The 15,432-nt window shown below is 54.4% G+C and carries 9 protein-coding genes, 1 other RNA gene and 1 pseudogene; 3 read left to right on the top strand and 8 right to left on the bottom strand.

Going from position 1 to position 15,432, the window contains the following annotated elements; translation table 11 throughout:
• The 3 genes from ACKUG4_RS08795 to ACKUG4_RS08785 are packed head-to-tail and all read left to right on the top strand — an operon-like array spanning position 1 to position 5,762.
• Positions 1-1,512, top strand: coding sequence for a type I restriction-modification system subunit M (locus ACKUG4_RS08795; RefSeq protein ID WP_445433821.1), 1,512 nt, complete (start codon positions 1-3; stop codon positions 1,510-1,512).
• Positions 1,512-2,699, top strand: a complete 1,188-nt coding sequence (locus ACKUG4_RS08790; RefSeq protein ID WP_445433820.1) for a restriction endonuclease subunit S — start codon at positions 1,512-1,514, stop codon at positions 2,697-2,699. Before ACKUG4_RS08795 ends, ACKUG4_RS08790 begins: the two co-directional genes overlap by 1 nt.
• Before the next feature lie 12 nt (positions 2,700-2,711).
• Positions 2,712-5,762 (top strand): type I restriction endonuclease subunit R, encoded by a 3,051-nt coding sequence (locus tag ACKUG4_RS08785; RefSeq protein ID WP_445433819.1) that lies wholly within the window; start codon positions 2,712-2,714, stop codon positions 5,760-5,762.
• A gap of 130 nt (positions 5,763-5,892) precedes the next feature.
• On the opposite strand, the gene ACKUG4_RS08780 is transcribed toward ACKUG4_RS08785, so the two are convergent.
• The 8 genes and pseudogenes from ACKUG4_RS08780 to ACKUG4_RS08745 form a co-directional block, all read right to left on the bottom strand.
• Positions 5,893-7,746 carry a DUF6119 family protein gene (locus ACKUG4_RS08780; protein WP_445433818.1) on the bottom strand — a complete coding sequence of 618 codons (1,854 nt, stop codon included), beginning with the start codon at positions 7,744-7,746 and terminating at the stop codon, positions 5,893-5,895.
• Between the two features lie 409 nt (positions 7,747-8,155).
• Positions 8,156-8,491: pseudogene (locus ACKUG4_RS08775) on the bottom strand (Arm DNA-binding domain-containing protein); the annotation flags it as partial.
• A gap of 184 nt (positions 8,492-8,675) precedes the next feature.
• Positions 8,676-9,065, bottom strand: a transfer-messenger RNA (tmRNA) gene (ssrA, locus tag ACKUG4_RS08770).
• A 95-nt stretch (positions 9,066-9,160) separates the two neighbouring features.
• Positions 9,161-9,439: a PA2433 domain-containing protein gene (locus tag ACKUG4_RS08765; protein WP_011332383.1), complete on the bottom strand. Its 279-nt coding sequence runs from the start codon at positions 9,437-9,439 to the stop codon at positions 9,161-9,163.
• Between the two features lie 130 nt (positions 9,440-9,569).
• A complete protein-coding gene (locus ACKUG4_RS08760; RefSeq protein ID WP_445433817.1) occupies positions 9,570-12,392 on the bottom strand; it encodes an FAD-binding and (Fe-S)-binding domain-containing protein in 2,823 nt (940 codons plus the stop codon).
• Positions 12,389-13,060 carry a LutC/YkgG family protein gene (locus ACKUG4_RS08755; RefSeq protein ID WP_011332385.1) on the bottom strand — a complete coding sequence of 224 codons (672 nt, stop codon included), beginning with the start codon at positions 13,058-13,060 and terminating at the stop codon, positions 12,389-12,391. Before ACKUG4_RS08755 ends, ACKUG4_RS08760 begins: the two co-directional genes overlap by 4 nt.
• Positions 13,060-14,514 (bottom strand): LutB/LldF family L-lactate oxidation iron-sulfur protein, encoded by a 1,455-nt coding sequence (locus tag ACKUG4_RS08750; protein ID WP_236189866.1) that lies wholly within the window; start codon positions 14,512-14,514, stop codon positions 13,060-13,062. The genes ACKUG4_RS08755 and ACKUG4_RS08750 overlap by 1 nt, the downstream gene beginning before the upstream one ends.
• Positions 14,511-15,335 (bottom strand): (Fe-S)-binding protein, encoded by an 825-nt coding sequence (locus tag ACKUG4_RS08745; RefSeq protein WP_445433816.1) that lies wholly within the window; start codon positions 15,333-15,335, stop codon positions 14,511-14,513. Before ACKUG4_RS08745 ends, ACKUG4_RS08750 begins: the two co-directional genes overlap by 4 nt.
• Between the last annotated feature and the right edge of the window lie 97 nt (positions 15,336-15,432).

The following is a 15,432-nucleotide window of genomic DNA, read 5'->3' as shown; positions in this document are numbered from 1 at the left end:
ATGATTGAGTACCAGAAAAACCAAGCCTCCCAACTTGGCAAAAAGAAACTCGAAGACCTCCTTTGGGGAGCGGCCGAGTTTCTTCGCGGGCAGATCGACGCCTCCGACTACAAGCAGTACATCTTCCCGCTACTGTTCTATAAACGCCTGTCCGACGTTTACCTGGAAGAGTATGTCGAGGCCATGGAAGTCAACGAGGGCGATGCCGACTACGCCGTCATGCCCATGTTTCACCGCTTCCATATTCCCCAGGAGGCGCGTTGGGAAAAGGTTCGCCATACCAGCAAGAACATCGGCGAAGCCATCCAGAATGCCTTGCGCCTGATCGAGACCCACAACGAACGCCTGCACGGCGTATTCGGCGATGCCCAGTGGACCAACAAAGAGCGTCTACCCGACCACCTGCTGGCCGACCTGATTCAGCACTTCAGCAAGATTCCTCTGGGCATCAAGTCGGTGGCCCAGGACGACCTGGGCGAAGCTTACGAATACCTGATCAAGAAGTTCGCCGACGACTCTGGCCACACCGCCGCCGAGTTCTACACCAATCGCACCGTGGTGCACCTGATGACCCGCATCATGGGTCTCAAACCCGGTGAAACTGCCTATGACCCCACCTGCGGCACCGGCGGCATGTTGCTCAACGCGGTGATGGATCTGCGGGACGAAGGTAAAGAATGGCGTAGCGTCAAACTCTATGGCCAGGAAGTGAACCTGCTCACCTCCGCCATCGCCCGTATGAACATGTTCCTGCACGAGATCGAAGAGTTTGAAGTGCTGCGAGGCGATACCTTGGCCGAGCCCAAGTTTATCGATAACGACCAGCTCAAGCAGTTCGACGTGATCTTTGCCAACCCGCCGTACTCCATCAAAAAATGGAATCGCGACAAGTTCGCTGCCGACCCTTATGGCCGTAACTTTTACGGCGTGCCACCCCAGGGCTGTGCCGACTATGGCTTTTACACCCATATCATCAAAAGCCTGAAGCCCGACACCGGCCGCGCCGCCATGCTCTGGCCCCACGGTGTGCTGTTCCGCGACTCGGAGCAGGCAATCCGTAAACAGGTAATCGAGTCGGACATTATCGAAGCAGTGATCGGCCTTGGCCCCAATCTCTTCTATAACTCGCCGATGGAATCCTGCGTGGTGGTGCTCAACTGCAACAAACCCACTGAGCGCAAAGGCAAAGTCCTGTTCATCAATGGCGTCGAGAATGTCACCCGTGAGCGTGCCCATAGCCGACTTTCGGATGACGATCTAGCTGTGCTGATCGAAGCCTACTGTGCACCGGACAAGCTGCCGGCCATTACCGCGCTGGTGGAAATCGAGACGATTCGCGAGAATCAGCACAATTTATCGATACCGCTCTATGTGCAGGCCCGCGACGAAGACGAATCACATGATATTGAACATGCCATTGAAGTTTGGAAAGTTGGCCGAGTGAAATTAAAAAACAAAACTAGACAGCTATTTAAAAGCCTCGAAATCTTAAGCGTCGGGGTGAGTAAATAATGAGTGACGTCTTCAGTATACGATTTGGCGATATTTGTCGTGAGGTTAAAGCTACAACAAGGGCGCCGATTGCGGATGGATATGATCGCTATATCGGCTTAGAGCATTTAGACTCTGGCTCGTTAAAAATAAAGCGCTGGGGCTCTGTGGCTGTAGATAGCCCGAGTTTCACTCGTGTATTTAAAAAAGGGCAAATTCTTCTTGGAAAGCGTCGCCCTTACTTAAAGAAGTCTGCAGTAGCAGAGTTTGATGGTATCTGCTCGGGAGATATTATTGTTTTAGAGCCAAAGCCTTCGAAGATAATGCCTGGCTTGTTAAGATTTATAATTCAATCCGATGCTTTTTGGCGAGTCGCCATTGCTACGTCATCTGGATCTTTGTCGCCTAGAACCAAATTTTCAGCGTTGGCCTCTTGGGAGTTCACTGTCAATTGCTCTTTCGCGCAAGAAGAAATTCTTAACTTGCTGGTCAAATCCCAAGAAGCAAGCGAAAAGCTAATTGATCTGCAGATATCCTCCACGGAAAATATAAGAAGTTTATATTTAAGCTTTTTTCAGAATTTTTATGAGAGAGGGGCAACCCAGGTTGCTCTGCCTTGCAATTGGAAAACAATGCTCCTTGGGGATCTACTGACATGTGTTCCTGAAAGTGGATTCTCGGCTAATGAGGTTTCAAGTGATACAGGGAGCTACGTCTTAAACTTAAATAATTTGTCGCCTGATGGATATGTGTTGGACGGGGAGTTGAAGCCAATCGCTATGTCAGATTATGACGCTGACCTAGAACTTAAGGAAGGCGATTTCCTAATATCCAGGGCGAACACTCAAGACTTGGTTGGCCTTGTCGGTATTTATAAGTCTCGTAAAGATAAAGTTATTTTTCCAGACACGATGATGCGGTTAAGGCTGAATGAAAAGTTGATTGTTAAAGAATATCTCGAAGCATATCTTCTTTCTCCGTATGGCCGAAGATCAATACAGCGCGTGGCTGCTGGCACTAGCGCTAGCATGAAGAAGATAAATAAGAAGACATTATCAAAAATTAATATTCCAGTTCCGCCGACGGAAGAGCAAACACTGATTTTTTCGACCATGTCGTCTTTCCTGGAGGTTCGCGAGCAATTGACTTATTTGTCAAAATCTCATTCGACTTTAAGAAGTCGCATTATTGAAACAATTATCTCCTAGTCCGAGGCCGTTATGTTTAACGAGCAAACCGTCACCGAAAATGGAATTATCGACCGTTTAAGAAATTTAAGCGGGGTAAAGTGGACTTACTGCCACGGCGAAAGCCTGCCCAAGAAGGCGCAGGATATCTTTGTCGATGAGTGGCTAAAAGACGCGTTATGTTTGTTAAACCCAGCTATCGAAAAACAGCCGGATTATGCCGATGAGGTGATCCACAAGCTGCGCGGTGTCCTGTTGGAGGCGTCGCACAGTGGCTTGGTCAGGGCCAACGAAAATCTCCAAGCGTGGCTGCTGGCCGAAAAAACCCTGGCCTTTGGCGAGAACGGTGAGCACGTCACCATCAATCTGATCGACTTCGACAACCTCGACAACAACCACTTTGTGGTGGCCCAGCAGGTGCACTATGTAGCGGCTGGCGAGGTGTTCTTCGATATTGTGCTGTATGTGAACGGCATCCCTCTGGTGGTAGGTGAAGTGAAAAGCGCCACTCGCCCCAGCGTCAGTTGGCAGGATGGTGCCGCTGACTTTATGGGCGGTAAAAAGCACTATTGGCAGCATGCAAAAGCCTTCTTCGTACCCAACCTGCTGTGCTTCGCCAGTGAGGGTAAAACCTTTGCCTACGGAGCGATTAATGCCCGTGTCAAGGATTGGGGCCCCTGGCACCACACCGATCAGCGTGAGGATATTCCCGCTACCCTGGCCTCCGTGCTGGCGAGCACCGAAGGGCTACTGAACCCACAAACCCTACTGCAACTGCTGGCCTCCTTTGCGCTGTTCTCTACCCATAAAACCGGTAAAGACACACCACCCAAACGCATCAAATTGCTGCCGCGTTACCCGCAGTTCGAGACGGCCAAGCAGATTGTTGAGCGGGTCAAACAGGGTTACCTAAAAAAAGGCCTGATCTGGCATTTTCAAGGCTCGGGCAAGTCGCTGCTGATGCTCTACGCGGCCAAGATGCTGCGTGCCGACAACGAGCTGAAAAACCCCACCGTGCTGATCGTGGTCGACCGCCGTGACCTGGACAGCCAGATTAGCGAGACTTTCGGCGGCGCCGATGTGAAAAACCTGATCAAGGTGCAGACCTGCAAAAAGCTCGGTGAACATATCGAGCAAGACAGCCGCGGGATTCTGATTACGACCATTTTCAAGTTCAAGGATGTCGAGGTTGATGAACTCAACCCGGATGGGCTGAACAATCGCGACAACATCATCGTGCTGGTGGATGAAGCCCACCGCACCCAGGAAGGCGGCTTGGGCGAGAAGATGCGCTGGGCGCTGCCCAATGCTCACTTCTACGGCCTGACCGGTACGCCGATCTCCGGCATCGAACGCAACACTTTCAAGCTGTTCGGCGCCAATGAAGACCCCGGCCGCTATATGAACCGCTACAGCTACAAACAGTCGATCCGCGACGGTGCCACTAACCCGGTTAAGTTCGAGCCCCGTTTGGCCGAATTGCGGGTCGACCGTGAGGCGATCAACGAAGAGTTCGAGCAACTGGTCAAAAACAACAACCTGGACGAGGACGAAAAAGCCGTCCTGTCCAAACGCGCCGGTAAGCTGGCCGTGATGCTCAAGGCACCGAAACGCATGGAGGCCATCAGCGCCGACATTGCCGAACACTTCACCAGCCATGTGCAGCCGAAAAAGATGAAGGCCATGGTGGTGGTCTATGACCGCGATGCCTGCGTGCAGATGTATTACCTACTTGGTAACAAGTTGGGTTTCGACGCACTAGAGGTGGTCATGAATCTCGACCAGGCTCCGGTGAAGGATGAGAACGGTAAGCTCAACAAGGACTGGAACAAGTGGAAGGAGGAGCTCGATCTACCAATCAAGCAAGCCGACTTTGAGCGCTGGCAGAAATTCGATGGTGAAGAGCAGGCGCAGAAAAATCTGCTGGAAACCTACAAAGACCCGAAACAGTCCCTGCAATTGCTGATCGTGACTGCCAAGCTGCTGACCGGTTTCGATGCGCCGATCTGCTACTGCATGTACCTGGATAAACCGCTGCGTGACCACACCTTGTTGCAGGCCATGTGCCGCACCAACCGCCTGTACGAGGCGGACGGGGTGGTCAAGCGTATGGGCCTGATCATCGATTATCTGGGTGTATTCGAAAACCTGCGCACGGCGCTGGCCTATAACCCGGAAGAGATCGACGGGATTGTCGAAGGCATCGAGAAATTCAAGGAGTTGCTGCCAAAGCAGTTGAAGCTGTGTCTGGCTTTCTTCCCGAACGTGGACCGCACCCTGGCAGGCTTCGACGGCATCCTGGCCGCACAGGAATGCTTGCCGGACAATAAAAGTCGCGATGAGTTTGCCGTAGCCTTTGGCGTGCTGGCCAAACTCTGGTCGGCCATCAACCCCGACCCTTTCCTTACACCCTACCGCCAGGATTACAAATGGCTGGCGCAAATCTATGAATCAGTACGCCCGGTTGGTCAAACGGGGGCGCTGGTCTGGGCCGCGTTAGGACCCGAGACCATAAAGATGATTCACGAGCACACCGATATCAGTCGCATACGCGATGACATCGATGAGCTAATTATGGATGAACACGCAATCTTCACCCTGACCGAAAAAGAGCAGGAAAAACGTGCCCGCCGAATGGAAATAGACTTGATGGGGCGTCTGCGCGGCCATGGCGAGGCCGTGTTCGTCGAGCTGGGCGAGCGCCTAGAGAAACTGCGCCGAGAATATGAAGCGGGTGTAATCAAGGCCATTGACTGGCTCAAGGGCCTATTGGATGCCGCCAAAGATACGGTGCAGGCTGAGCGTGAAACTGGTGACCATGTGGTTACGGTGGCAGACAACAAGCAGGCGCTGACCAAACTCTTCCTAGAAACGCGCCCGGAAACAACGCCGAAGCTGATTGGTGATGTGGTCGAGCAGATCGACAAAATTGTGAACGCTACCCGCTTTGAGGGCTGGCAGAACTCCAACAGTGGTCCTCGCGAAATCCAGAAAGCACTTATGCTGACCTTGGCGCAGTTTGGACTAAGCAAAGACAAAGACCTTTTTGAGAAGGCGTATGCCTATATCGAAGAACATTACTAAGTCGATGACGTACCGCCGTGATCATCACCTTTGATGCTAAGCTCCTGAGATGTGCTCAGGAGCCGCTTATTTTACATGTAAGTACAGTTGATACGGAAGTCTATTGTTATGTCTGAAGATCTTTCATTATTTAAAGTGCCTCATAGGGCCAGAGATGACTTGAGTAAGGCGCCCCCGCGTTGTTAAGTTTATAAAAAATTCTGAAATGAGACCCTGCCGCACTATCCGTGATGGCGGTGGGGCAGCGACTAACTTTAGTCCCTTGTTGTAGAGTTTGACCGGCAATTACACACGCTTCGGTTTTGTTCTTTCTATGCACCACCTCCACAATTACGGAAGGGAGGGCACTGAATTTTCCTTTTGCCGGACTTACGTCGGGAATGTAAGTGATCGCAGACGGGATCTGCATCAATTCCAAGCTCTTGAGGCAACGCATTAGACTGATTTTAGAAAAAAGCGGCAGGTTTTCCGAAAGAAGGTTTGGGTCTTTGGTTGTTATGATTCCATAGATTATTTTTATGTTAATGTTTTCGATTGCGTCGCAGTATTGCTGTAAGTTATTTTGGCCGATTCGTTCTGTGATCAATTCCTTTAGCTTTTCCCGGCATTTTGGCTCCAAAATTATTAGCTCAGCTGAGTTTATGCCCTGGTTGAATAAATGACTGAGTTGAGATGATCTAGTGGATATCTTTAAGTGGTAAAGCTTGGCCAGCTCTTGTTCGCCGTTATCAGCCCTGCTCAGAGTGTATAAGTCACAAGGCTCAATGGCAGTCTGCCCATCAAGGCTCATATTTGTTTGGTCCAAACATATAAACGCGGGTAGACTTTCAGATACAGCAGTATTATAAGATTCTTCGCTGTAATGGCTGATCCCGTCCTTTGTAAAGTCGTGATTGTAATCAAATAAATCCGTACGCTCGAATTTTGTGTCGAGGTATTCTTTAAGTAGCTCTACGTATTCTCGCTCTACTCGATACCATGAGCCTTCACATATGTGATAAATTTCTGCTTGCTCATGAATGTCAAGCAGTAGGCAGTTATATATATTATAGGCTTTGTTAATGTTTCCATCTGTATCGCACAATGCAACGCTAAAAGATTTTAATTTGTCTATAGTGAAATCAGTCAGATCGATTTTTTCGCCAAGGTAGTCGTAAAATGCTTCCAGCGATATGTCTGTATAGATTTCCGCCACTCCACCACGTCCTTGAAATCTGCAGGAAGTGTTGTCTCGATAATCTACGATATCAGGGATACAAATGGAGAGCGACGGATCTTGGGAAATAAAACACTTGAGCAGTTTGTCATCTAGGGTGCGCACAATGTCAGGATCATTTTCAGGTGAGATTTTCCCAACATTTGGAAAAGTGTTCAGGTAGTCATTGCTGTTGTACAACGCTAGTAGGTTAGTGCAAAGGTTATGAAGCTCCTCAGGAGCGAGCTTTAAACTGATTTTGAGACTAGCTGAGCCTGTCGCGCTTTTAAAAAGTCCAGTTAGATCCTCCCTGACAGCCCCTGTAAGGCTTCGAACAATTTCTGTATTGCTGTCAAAGTCAAGGAACGTTATATCTGCAGCCGCTGGGATCTGGGTTCTCTTCCTTCTTGAAGCGCCAGGATCCATTACATCTGCACTCTTCAGTTTTTTTGGATCGAGACTGTTAAGTGTTACTAGCAGTCCGAAGTCATACTCGTAGCAGTTATCGCGAAGCTTATGAAATACATGTCCAAACGAAAGGGCAAACCATCTGTCTGCTACTGGTATGAAGACTAGTGCGCCTTTGTTTGATTGTTGGAGAGGGTTGGCGATATTGAAATATTGACGCCACCAAGGCTCTCTTGGCTGGCCGTCTAGAATATAAACGCTCGATTTTCTAGGAAGACGATCTGATGCTACGACCTGACCTAATTCGTGCTCTTCTTTTAGCGAGTTAGTGGCGTTGAATCCTTGTTTCAACAGGAATATGGTAAAAGGACGACTTTTCAATTGCTGAATCCCTTCGTTTGGCGTTGATTTAATTTTGTTTTGAGCAGAGATATATTTTTTGCTGCAATTGGAATATTGCCATCATTTTATTATATGACTGGGATTTCTCCCAATTGCAAGTCTTCCTTTATTCAGGCGTCGTGCTGTTCTGAAAAATGGCCTCGACGGTTTTTTGACGTATCTAATGCTGTCGTTTGTGATGATTGGTGCGGGAATTAATAATTGTAAGAACCATTATTTCCCGGGCGTTTCGCGAGCAGTCAAACTGTTAGCAGATAGTAATAGTGCGTCGCGTCACTGCAACCTGGCAAACAGGTTGCTTCTTCTGCCACGCCCAAGGTGTCTCTCGCTGCAATCGCTTTGCGATAGTCCCTTGGATAACTGAGTCTTTTTTGAGACCGGGCTAGGTGGTATCCACATTCTCGAAGGTGTGTTCCGTTTCTGCGCGCTTGGCTTCATCCATAGTGATGCGTCGCACCTTCGGATCCATGCCCTGTGCGAGCAGCTCGCGCGGGTCGACAGCCATCTTTCGCGAATTCATCAATGTCAGTTCGGGGTAGGTCCCGAGGCCGATGTTGATGCGCTTCTTGGCGAACAGATCGCGGTAGTTGAAATTCCACAGCAACGAACCGTTGCTGCGTACTCGGAGCTGCAAACCTTCACTTTCAGTAAGGAAGTAGTCCTTGGACGCGGGTTTGACTGCCTTGAGCTGTCAATGGGAGAGACGGAGATTTTGAGCAGGGATGAGGGTATCCTCAAGTGCTGATTCGGTACTCCAAATGAGCAACGGATGGGCTGAAATACCTTCTGGAATACCCGAATGGCTGGAGCTCAAAAACTCTTCAAAGACCGCAAAAGCGCTGGAAGCGGCGTATTCACTGAATCGCAGGCACAAAAAAAGACGTCCATGGACGTCTTTTTTGTCTATTTGGTGGAGCCGGGGGGATTTGAACCCCCGTCCGCCAGTACTCCGCTGTCGGTACTACATGCGTAGCCGTGTCTATTAAGTTAACCCTCAGCGACCCGACGGGCAGGGTGCTTTGGGCGAGTTGTGTAAGTTTTAGCCGCTTCGTCCACAACGTACTGCACGGCGATTCTGTTCTATATGACAATCATTTTGGGTTTACAGACATCCCCTGATGATTGCTGGACCCGAAGGTACCAGGAGTGCATGTCAGCTGCAATTAAGCAGCGAGAGCAGCACCGTATTGGTCGTCATTGGCAACTATAAGTAGTTGCAACAGTGGATTTACGACTTCTGTTACCAAGTCGGCATGCACCTAGAGTTTCGCAACCGGCGTCGAATCCTAAACGGCCCCGAGCCTGGCGCTCTGTGTGGCTTATGAGCAACAAGCCTGCGCAGTGTACGCCAAACGGCTCACAAGGCCAACCCGAAGGTTGGCCTGAGCTTCGATCAGTTGTTGGTTCCGCTGGTTTTGCGGATTTCCAGAATGGTTTGCTGGGTTTCAGCCACGCATTCGTCGATCTTGCCCTGGGCCTTGAGTGCCTGGGCTTTTTGCACACTGGCTTCTACCCGCTGACTCAGGTCGGGTGAAGCCATTGCCTGCGCCTTGGCGTTGTTGATGGTTTGCAGATTGGCATCACACAAGTCAGCGGGCTTGTCGGCAGCGAACGAAGCCGACGCCATCATCGAGGCAGTAACGAACAGACCTAACAGTACAGAACGTTTCATATGAATCTCCTTGAACTGAGGGATCCAGACTTCGCTGGCCGTCAGGACGGGCAACCGAATGGAGGACAAGCCCCGATTGTTCGGGGCCTGTTCTGTGGACTGCGGTCGCTCGCAAGGGTTCTATTTTTCTTCAGACGGCGGTTGCGGGGGCTTTGGCCCGGGTTACCCGGTCCACCAGATACACCAGACCGTGGTAGTCGATGCCGCCATGTTGCGTCAGACCGATCTCACAGGTGCGGCTGGTGGAAATCCCCTCGCTGCACTGTTGCACCGCATCCTTGAGCGTTCGCAGGGAATGGCTGTTGAGCTCCGGGGTGGTGAAACCCTTGTCGCCGGCGAAACCGCAGCAGTGAATGCCTTCCGGGATCACTACCGTCTTGCTGCATTTGCGTGCCAGGTCGATCAGCGCCTGGCTTTCCCCCAGATGCTGAGTGCTGCAGGTCACGTGAACGGCAATCGGTGCTTCCTGCGGTGTGAAGTCGAGCCGGTCCATCAGATGCGTACGGATGAAGCGCACAGGGTCATACAGATCCAGGCGAACATTTCCCACATCCTGCACCAGCCGCAAGGTGCAAGGGCTGGTGTCGCAATAGATCGGATCGAGCCCGCCGCGACTAGCCTGGAGCAGTGCGCCGATCAGCTCCTGACGCTTGTGTTCGGCCTGTTCGGAATAGCCTTTGGACGCGAAGGGCTGGCCGCAGCAGAGGTTGTCCAGATTGTCCGGAAACACCACCTGATAACCGGCCTTTTCCAGCAGACCACGGGTTTTGTCGTACAGCGACATCTGCTCCTTGTCGCCCGCCGCCGGCCCCATCACACGCGAGACGCAGGCCGCCAGATACACAACGCGCGGGCGCTCGTCCGACACGGCCGGGCTGAAGCGAATGGCTTTTTCCGGCTGCGGCATCGCGTGGGTCCACAGCGGCACTTGACCTTTGGACAGCCGCGTCAGGGTCGCTGAAAGCTTCGCCAGCCGCGGTGCCCCCAACAACATCCGCGCACCGTTGGCCACATGCAGGGTGAAACGTGCACCTTGCAGGGTGGTGGCGAAATTTCCTTCGATCAGGTTGGCGGTTTTCGTATGTGTCGCGTGACGGCCGCGAAGCTTTTTCACCAGCTCGCCGGTGTTGATGCCTACAGGGCAACGTTGCGCACACAAACCGGTCGCGGCGCAGGTATCGATGCCTTGGTAGTCGTAGGCTTTTTCCAGTTCGGTGGTGTCGATTCCGGCGCGTTTTCGCGCCTGGATATCGCGCCAGATCACGATGCGCTGGCGCGGGCTCAGGGTCAGGCCTTTCGAGGGGCAGACCGGCTCGCAGAAACCGCACTCGATGCATTTATCCACAATCTCGTCGGCCGCCGGCAGCGGTTTCAGGTGCTTGAGGTGGATCTGCGGATCTTCGCTGAGCACCACGTCCGGATTGAGAATGCCGTTGGGGTCGAGCAGGCGTTTGAGCTGCCACATCAATTGATAGGCGTCACTGCCCCATTCCAGTTCGACGAAGGGCGCCATGTTGCGCCCGGTGCCGTGCTCCGCCTTCAGCGAGCCGCCGAACTCCACGGCCACCAGTTGCGCCACGTCGTCCATGAACGCCTGATAGCGTGCGACTTCTTCCGCGCTGTTGAAGCCTTGGGTGAAGACGAAGTGCAGATTACCTTCCAGCGCGTGTCCGAAAAGGATCGCTTCGTCGTAGTGATGTTTGTCGAACAGCTCGATCAGACGGTTCACGCCGATGGCCAGTTGTTCCACCGGGAAGGTGACGTCTTCGATGATCACCGTGGTGCCGGTCTTGCGTACGGCGCCGACGGCGGGGAAGGTGTCTTTGCGGATCGCCCAGAGGCGGGCGTTTTCGACCGGGTCTTCGGTGAAGTCGACCTGTTTCTCCACCGGGAAGCCGCTGAGCGACGCCATGATCTGCGCCAGTTGTTCCTGCAGCAAAGTGGAAGAGGCTGCGCGGGATTCGATCAACAGCGCGCAGGCATTGGTCGACAGCTGCTGTACGAAAGCCGGCATGCCGGGTTTGTCCTGCACCGAGCGCAGGCTGCGGCGGTCGAGCAGTTCCACGGCCGACACCGGTTGGCTTTTCAGTACGGTGACGGCGTTGCAGCAGGTTTCCACATCCGGGAATACGATCAGCGCCGAGGCCTTGTTCGGGTGGTCGATCACTGTGTCGTAAGTCACGGCGCTGATGAAGCCGAGGGTGCCTTCGGAACCGACTAGCAAGTGGCTCAAGATATCCACAGGCTCATCGAAATCCACCAGGGCGTTGAGCGACAGGCCGGTGGTATTTTTCAGACGGTATTTGTGGCGGATTCGCGCGGCGAGTTCGGCATTGGCGCGGGTTTCGCGGCCCAATGTCGCCAGGCGTTCCAGTAGTTCGCTGTGGCTGGCTCGAAACGCCGCAACGCTGGCTGCATCTTCGGTGTCGAGGCGGGTGCCGTCGGCCAGCACCAGACGAATCCCGGCCAGCGTGTGATAGGTGTTTTGCGCAGTGCCGCAGCACATCCCGCTGGCGTTGTTGGCGACGATGCCACCGATTTTGCAGGCATTGATCGACGCCGGATCCGGACCGATCTTGCGCCCGAATGGCGCGAGCCACGCGTTGGCCTGGGCGCCGATCACCCCCGGTTGCAGGCGGATTTGTGTGCCTTGCCCTCGGATCTCCCGGGCGTTCCAGTTATCCCCCAGCACGATCAACACCGAATCGCTGATCGCCTGTCCGGACAGGCTGGTGCCCGCGGCGCGGAAGGTCACCGGGACCTGATCGCGCTGGGCCAGTTTCAGCAGCGCTACCACTTCATCTTCGGATTCGACGCGGATCACCAGTTGCGGAATCAACCGGTAGAAACTGGCATCGGTGCCGAAAGCCAGGGTCGACAGCGGATCGTCGAAACGCCGTTCGGCAGGAATCAATTGCTGCGCATCGCGCAGGAAAGTCGCCGGTAAGGTCATTGGTCCTCCAGGATCAACACCACCAGGTCTTTCGGGCCGTGGGCGCCGTAGGCCAGCACTTGTTCGATGTCGGCGGTTTTCGACGGGCCGGACACCAGCAATGCATTGGTCGGCATGCCTTGGGCCCACTCGAATTCCTGCTGCACCTGATAGAAGTTGTCGCGGATCTGGCTGGCCTTGAGCAGGGCGAAATGCACCGGCGGCACCAGGCTCATCAACCGTGGCTCTTCGCGGGTCGGCCAGAGAATCAGGCTGCCGGTGGCGGCGATGGCGCCGAGGGTGCCGGTGAGGCTAGCCGGGGTGTCGTTGAACAACTCGGCTTTCCACTCTTCCATCGGCCGGTCGTAGGATTTCAGCGCCGGCAGATCAGGATTGTTCGCCCAGTGTTGTGTGATGCGCTGCCCGTGCGGCGTAGTCGGTGCGATCAGCAGGCTCGGCAACTGACGGTCGCGCAGCAATTGCGCCAGCAGCGCCGGCCACCCATCAGCGGATGTCAGGTGGATTTCGGTGTGCACCGCTTCCATCAGTTTGCGCAGTTGCGGGATCCGTTGTTCGGCGCTGTAGGTGTAAGGCTGGGTCACCAGGTCGACATCGAAGTTGTCGGCAATCGGCGTGGTGCCGGTCAGACTTTTCCTTAACTTGCCGAGGATATTTTGCTTGGCGCTCATCAACGGTCTCCTTGTTTGGCCAGGTGTTCGCGAGCCATGTCATGCAATGAGCGGGCGGCGGGTTTCGGTGCGCTGTGATTCTGCGTCCACGGGCCGACGTTGTTCGGCGCCAGCGCGCGCAGGCGTGTGGCGAAAAACGCAAACAGTCGATACAGGGGCGGCGAGCTGTTGAGCTTCGCCCAGGCGTTCCAGATGAAGCGTTCCTTGCGCGAATACTTGCTGCCTTGGCCGCGCATCACTTGATGAGGACTGTCGGGGGCTTTGACGTTCTCTTCGCGTAGGCGGCGCAGCAGTGCGGGAATAGGAATTTTTACCGGACACACTTCACCGCAGGCGCCGCACAACGAAGAAGCGCTCGGGTGATCCGGGACTTTCGCCAGGCCGACCATGTGCGGAGTAATGATTTTGCCGATCGGGCCGGGGTAAACCTCGCCGTAGGTATGGCCCCCGACGCGGGTGTAGACCGGGCAATGATTCATGCAGGCGCCGCAGCGGATGCAGTTCAGCGTCTGGCGCAGTTCGCTGTCGGCGAAGGCCTGGCTGCGACCGTTGTCGAGCAGTACCAGATGCACTTCCTGCGGGCCGTCGAGTTCGTGTTCTTTGCGCGGGCCGGAGATCATGTTGACGTAGGTGGTGATCGGAATGCCCAGCGCCGAGCGGGTCAGCAATGACAGCAGCGGCACTACGTCGCGCAGGTTTTCCACGACTTTTTCGATACCGGTAACGGCGATGTGCACCGGCGGCACGGTGGTGGTCATGCGGCCGTTGCCTTCGTTTTCCACCAGCAGCAGGGTGCCGGTTTCGGCCACGGCGAAGTTGACGCCGGAGACGCCGATGTCCGCTTCGAAGAATTTCTGCCGCAGGACCCTGCGACCGATCTGAATGAGTTGGTCAACGTCCTTGGTGTATTCCACGCCAAGTTTGTCGTGGAACAAGGACGCGACCTGACCGGCATTCTTGTGGATTGCCGGCATGATTATGTGAGAAGGCTTCTCGTGGTCGAGCTGGACGATGTACTCCCCCATGTCGGACTCCAGACATTCAATGTCCCGAGCCTCGAGGAAATGGTTCATCTCCATCTCTTCGCTGACCATCGATTTGCCCTTGATCACTTGCCGCGCCTCGTGAGCGCGGATGATCGAAAGGACGATGCCATTGGCCTCGTCCACCGTTTCCGCCCAGTGCACTGTCACACCGTTGCGGGTCAGGTTCTGTTCCAGTTGCTCGAGCAGGTCGGGCAACTTGGAGAGCGCACGCGCCCTGATCGAGTTGCCCAGGGCGCGCAAGTGTTCTCTTTCGTGGGCATCGCTGAAAGCCGCTGCCCGCTTGGTCATCAATGAATCCATCGCGGTGCGGAAGTTGTTCCGTAACTGCGAGTCGCCCAGGGCGTTGTGTGCCCGGGTGCGGAAATCTTCTTCTACGGCAACCGTAGGAATAATCGTGGAAGTGCTCATCGCGCACCTCCGGTTCGTTGCCAGAGGAAGCTCGCCAGGTGTTGCCCGCGCAGTGCTTCCTGCTGTTTTTCCAGCGAGCCGTTGATGTTCATCAGGCAGCCGCAGTCGGCACTGAGTACCTGATGCGCGCCGGATTCCTTCAACGCGCGGGTCTTGTCAGCCACCATCGCGCCGGAAATGTCTGGCATACGGACGCTGAATGTCCCACCGAAGCCACAGCATTCGCTTTCGTGATCGTGGTTGACCCGTTCCACGTTGCTCAACTGCGCCAACAACTCGCGGCCGTGCAGGTGGGTGTTCATTTCCCGTCGCGCCGAACACGAAGTGTGCAGCGCCACTTTGACCGGCTCGCCGCTGTCCTTGAGCTGCACCTTGCAGACGAACAGCAGAAACTCGGCCAGCTCATAGGTACGGGCCGCGAGGGCCTGAACCTGTTTCAACGTTTCCGGCTCGTCCTTGAACAAGTCGGCGTAATGCTCGCGGATCATTCCGGCGCACGAACCCGACGGCACCACTACCGGATAGTCCCCGGCAAACAGCGCCAGTTGCGAGCGCGCCACCGTCCGTGCCTGCTCGGTGTAACCCGAGGTATAGGCCGGTTGTCCGCAGCAGCTCTGCCCTTGCGGGTAGTCGACCCGGATGCCTTCGCGCTCCAGCAAGTGGATCGCGTCCATCCCGGCTTCCGGGTAGAACAGGTCGACCACGCACGTGCCGAACAGGTAGATCCGCGACGGTTTCTCGCTCGGGTATTGCCGGGGTTCGGGCAGTGGCGGTGCGACGCGAGTGGCGTTGGGCACAGCGTTGTAAAAAAGCTCGCTCATCAGGCGTGTCTCCGGGTGGGCCCGGTTATCCGTCTGTTGAGGCTGCCGAATATAGAGCGCGTTGCTTTCAGCAGCCTTACAGACCGGGTTGTGAATT

Source organism: Candidatus Pseudomonas auctus (assembly GCF_048654275.1).
Lineage (GTDB): Bacteria > Pseudomonadota > Gammaproteobacteria > Pseudomonadales > Pseudomonadaceae > Aquipseudomonas > Aquipseudomonas pharyngis.
The sequence above is the reverse complement of the archived record's forward strand: the minus strand, read 5'-3'. Positions and strand labels throughout refer to the sequence as shown.